A 4724-nucleotide genomic window follows, 5' to 3' on the forward strand; every position below is an offset into this window, starting at 1 on the left:
GCCCGAAGCACCTGCTGAGACCAGCAACGAGATCACGATTGATGACTTTCTGAAAGTCGAACTGCGCGTCGCCGATATTGTAGCGGCTGAGAAAGTGGAGGGGGCCGACAAGCTCCTGAAGCTCCAGCTCAAGATCGGCGAGGAAGATCGGCAGATCGTCAGCGGCATCGCCACGGCCTACACCCCGGAGGAGCTGGTTGGTCGGCAGATCGTTGTGGTGTACAACCTCAAGCCCCGCAAGATGCGTGGTGTCGAGAGCAAGGGAATGCTCCTCGCCGCCACGGATGCGGAGGGCAATGCCATCCTGCTCCAGCCCGATAAGAAAGCCGACTCCGGCAGCACCGTTCGGTAGGTTTGCCCTCCCTCCCCCCGGCCCCCTCTCCTCCCAATAACAAGCCCTTCGGGTGGGAGGGAGGGGGAGTCAGAACTCACTCCCAACCCTCTCCCATTATTGGGAGGGGGTGGCGAAGAGAGGAACGAACAGAGCCGGGGGAGGGGAAACTCAATCTGAGAAGGAAAACCTCGTCGCTGGGCCGAACCTCTCTTTAGACTTTTAGTTCTTTGGGAGAAGAAGCAATGACACGACGAGGTTTTTTAGATGAGGCGTTCTTTGCCGCTGCGATAGCGTCGCTGACCGCATCCGGGGCGTTTGCCACAGAGCCGGAGCCCACGCGCCCACGACGGCGCTATGGAGCGGCAGATAAAGTGCGTATGGCGGTGATCGGGGTGCACGGGCGCGGGATGGCCCATGTGGAGGGATATATGGGCCTACCCGATGCCGAAGTGGTCGCGATTTGCGATGTGGACTTAAGCTCCGCGGAGAAAGCGGCGGCGGTGGTCGAGAAAAAGACGGGCAAGAAGCCCAAGATCTACAAGGACTTGCGCAAGGTTTTCGAGGACAACGACATTGATGCCGTCTCGTGCGCGCTGCCGATCCACTGGCACTCGCTCGCGGCGTCGTGGGCGATGCAGGCGGGCAAGGATGTCTATGTCGAGAAGCCCTGTAGCCATAATGTGAGCGAAGGACGGCGGCTGGTGCAACTTCAGCAGCGCACCGGGCGCATCTGCCAGGTGGGAACTCAGAGCCGCTCCGCAAAAGCCGTTCAGCAGGGGATTAAGTTTCTGCATGAGGGCAAGCTTGGCAAGGTGACGATGGCGCGGGGGCTCTGTTACAAGCCGCGCAGGAGCATAGGCATCAAGCCCGATGGCCCGGTGCCTGTGGGTGTGGACTACGATATCTGGCTTGGCCCGGCTCCGAAGCGGCCTTTTAACCCCAATCGCTTCCACTACGAGTGGCACTGGAACTACGACTACGGCGCGGGCGATCTGGGCAACCAGGGAATCCACCAGATGGACATTGCGCGCTGGGCACTGGACAAGCACGAGCTGCCGCTGGGCGTCGAGACGATTGGCTGTCGGCTGGGCTATGTGGACCAGGCCAACACCCCCAACACCGTCGTCTCCACCTACGACTACGGCGACAAGCAGCTTATCTTCGAGGTGCGTGGCCTCCCGACTGAAAAGTTCATGGGAGCGGATATCGGCGATATTGTCTACGGTGAGAATGGCTACGTGGTCTTTACCTCTAGCTACGGCAAGGCAGCGGCGTTTGATAAAGAGGGCAAGCCGCTGGAGACCTTTAGTGGGGGCGGGGACCACTTCGCGGCGTTTATCAAGGCCGTCAAGAGCCGCCAGCAGTCTGATCTGGCTGCGCCGGTCTTGGAAGGCCACCTCTCCAGCGCCCTGTGCCATTTGGGCAACGTGAGCTACCGCTTGGGCAAAGAAGGCGATCCGGCCAAGAGTAACTTTGAGAACAAGCCCTTTGGCGAGGCGTACTCGCGCATGATCCAGCATCTCACTGCCAACAATGCGCTGACATCTGATGCCAAGCTGCGCTTCGGAGCCAGCCTGAAGTTCGATCCCAAGAAGGAGCGCTTTATTGGGTCGGGCGATAAAGAGGCAAATATGCTCCTCACCCGTGAGTACCGAAAGGGCTTCGAGCTTCCGAAGGTGTAAATCGCACTCGCAGGGGAGGAATCGCTTCCTCCCCTGTCGAAAACCGGTGCATGCCGAAACCTGAATTTCTCCGCCGCAGTGCTGTTGCCGGAGCCGCCGCCGCAGGCGTGATGCTCGCGGCGGGAGCTGCCGATGCCCAGAGCGTCCCCGTTCGCGTCACGGCCGAACGCGCCGATAGCGCACTCGCGCCGCTCTCCCTAGTGCTCCCCCAGAGTGAGCTCACCAAGCGGCGCGTGATACCACGTGGAGCCGCCCTGCTCTCGTTTCAGAGCGAGGCTGTTGGAAAAGGCAATGTAAAGCTAACATTTATCGCCCCCGCCCTTAAGAAGGGTGAGTCTAAGCTCTTTGTTCTTGTTCCCGGTAAGCCTGGTGCTGTCGAGGTGAAAGAGGCGGGCAAGAACGCTGAGATTCTGATCGGCGGTCAGCTCTTCACCCGCTACGACACCACAACCGGTCCCAATAAACCCTACCTCTACCCCATTCAGGCCTTTGGCGGCAAGCACTTCACACGGCGTTGGCCGCTGGAGGATGTGGGGCATGAGGAGAAAGACCACCCGCACCACCGGGGTCTCTGGTTCACCCACGGCGAGATGAACGATGTGGATTTCTGGACCGAGGTCGCAAAAGCGGGGCACCCAATTGGTAAGACCGTCAATACGGGCTACTCGGCGCTGGAGAGTGGCGCGGTCTACGGCAAGCTCGGCACCAAGACCGACTGGATCACTGAGGCGGGCAAGACCATCGCCAAGGACACACGGGAGATCGTGGTTACGCCGCTTGGAGAGGGCATCTTGCTAGATTTTTCGATCACGGTCACGGCGGTGGGCGGGCCGCTCCACTGGGGTGATACCAAAGAGGGGACGTTTGCGCTGCGCGTCCCCGAAATCATGAAGGCGGAGAAAGAGGGCAAGGGGACGCTTGAGAGCGCCGAGGGCGTGAAAAACACGGCGGTCTGGGGGAAGCCCTCCCCGTGGCACGACTACTGGGGGCCGATTGAGTCGGGGGGCGAGACCTTTGGAATCGCGATCTTCGACTCCCCAAGCAACCTGCGCTACCCGACCACCTGGCACTCGCGCACCTACGGTCTCTACGCCGCCAACCCCTTCGGTCTCCACGACTTCGACACCACCAAGAAGACCGACCGCCACGCCGGGCAGCTGATCACGCCCGAGGGCAAGTCCGTCACGTTTGCCTACCGGGTTCTCTTCCACAAAGGCGACACCCGCGCCGCAAAAATCGCCGAGAGCTTTAATGCCTGGGCCACCCCCCCGAAAGTTGAACTTGCCAAATGAGTGTTATGAGCAACGAAGATAAGAACCTGAAGTGGTACCAGGGAATTCCCAAGTACTCCTGGATGGTGCTGATTATCGCGGCGCTGGGCTGGCTCTTTGATGCGATGGACCAGAATCTATTTAATATGGTTCGGGCTCCCTCGGTCAAGGCGCTCTTGGAGCTGACAGGACTCACCGGAAAAGAGCTGGACGATGCCGCCAAGCTCGTCGGGGCGCAGCTCACGGCGACGTTTCTGGTAGGCTGGGCCGTCGGCGGTTTTATCTTTGGGATGGTCGGCGACAAACTGGGTCGCACCCGGACGATGATGTTGACGATTCTGATCTACGCCATCTTTACCGGCTTGAACGGCCTCGTGCAGAACTTACCGCAGTACTTTATCTGTCGCTTCATCACCGCGCTCGGGGTGGGGGGTGAGTTCGCCGCTGGTGCTGCCTTAGTGGCCGAGGTCTGGCCGAATCGCTCCCGTCCCATGGCTCTGGGAACACTACAGGCTCTCTCCGCGGTGGGAAACATGGGAGCCGCGGTCATCAACCTACTCGCCGGAGCGGACTGGCGCGTGGTTTACTTCGTGGGGGCTGCCCCTGCGCTGCTTGTCCTCTGGATTCGCTCCTCGGTGAAGGAGCCCGAGGCATGGCATGCGGCTAAGGAAAAGGCCCATGCGAGTGGGGAGATCGGCAATATTGCCTCTCTCTTTAAAGATCCTACTCTACGAAAAAACACGATTGCAGGCACACTGATTGCTCTGGCCGGTGTTGGTGGACTCTGGGGCGTTGGGTTTTTCCTTCCCGATTTTATCCGCACCGTGCTCGGCCCCAATGTGGCATCCATGGAGGTAGCAGAGGGCAAGAAGCAGCTCGCGCAGTGGGTCAGTATCGCCTTTATTTTCCAGAATGTCGGTGCGTTTCTAGGGATGTTCGGCTATGCGGTTCTGAGCGAGAGAGTGGGCCGTAAACCCGCGCTAGCGCTCTTTTTGCTGCTGGCCTACGGCTCGATCCAGCTTGCCTTCTGGGGAGTCCGAGATCTGAATACCGCCTATGCGCTCTCCTTCGTGCTCGGGTTCTGTGCACTGGCTCCGTTCTCCGCCTTTGCCGTCTACTTCCCGGAGCTCTACCCGACACGGCTTCGTGCCACGGGAATCGGATTCTGCTACAACTGTGCTCGTCTGCTCGCTGCCGCCGCACCCTTTGCCCTCGGGGGACTTGCGAAAGCCTACAACGATCCCGCTGATCCTGCCCACGGCTTCCGAATCGCCGCCGCCATTGTCGCCAGCATCTATATCTTTGGCTTTGTCGGGCTCGCCTTCGCCCCGGAGACGCGCGGCAAGCCCCTGCCGGAGTAGCCCACACGGAAATCGTGGGGCTAAGGGGCGTCGTGCCTCCGCCGCCTCGCTCCGCTCGGAACTTTACCGACGGAGG

The 4724-nt window shown here is 60.4% G+C and carries 4 protein-coding genes; all 4 read left to right on the plus strand.

Translation table 11 applies throughout. The annotated features are described in order from the left end of the window. Nucleotides 1-352: methionine--tRNA ligase subunit beta (gene metG, locus RMO15_RS21330; protein WP_309716826.1), on the plus strand; the 352-nt coding region annotated here is incomplete at its 5' end. Between the two features lie 224 nt (nt 353-576). Then, nucleotides 577-2016, plus strand: coding sequence for a Gfo/Idh/MocA family oxidoreductase (locus RMO15_RS21335; RefSeq protein ID WP_309716829.1), 1440 nt, complete (start codon nt 577-579; stop codon nt 2014-2016). A gap of 50 nt (nt 2017-2066) precedes the next feature. Continuing rightward, entirely contained in the window at nt 2067-3308 is a 1242-nt protein-coding gene (locus RMO15_RS21340) for a PmoA family protein (RefSeq protein ID WP_309716832.1), read from the plus strand. A 5-nt stretch (nt 3309-3313) separates the two neighbouring features. Then, nucleotides 3314-4648, plus strand: coding sequence for an MFS transporter (locus tag RMO15_RS21345; protein WP_309716835.1), 1335 nt, complete (start codon nt 3314-3316; stop codon nt 4646-4648). Nucleotides 4649-4724 lie beyond the last annotated feature (76 nt).

It is taken from the genome of Armatimonas sp. (genome assembly GCF_031410135.1).
In the GTDB taxonomy this organism is placed as follows: domain Bacteria; phylum Armatimonadota; class Armatimonadia; order Armatimonadales; family Armatimonadaceae; genus Armatimonas.

Excerpts from the sequence above, each read along its gene's own strand:
- RMO15_RS21335 (WP_309716829.1), top strand. The coding sequence starts at position 577 with ATGACACGACGAGGTTTTTTAGATGAGGCGTTCTTTGCCGCTGCGATA.
- RMO15_RS21340 (WP_309716832.1), top strand. The coding sequence starts at position 2,067 with ATGCCGAAACCTGAATTTCTCCGCCGCAGTGCTGTTGCCGGAGCCGCC.
- RMO15_RS21345 (WP_309716835.1), top strand. The coding sequence starts at position 3,314 with ATGAGCAACGAAGATAAGAACCTGAAGTGGTACCAGGGAATTCCCAAG.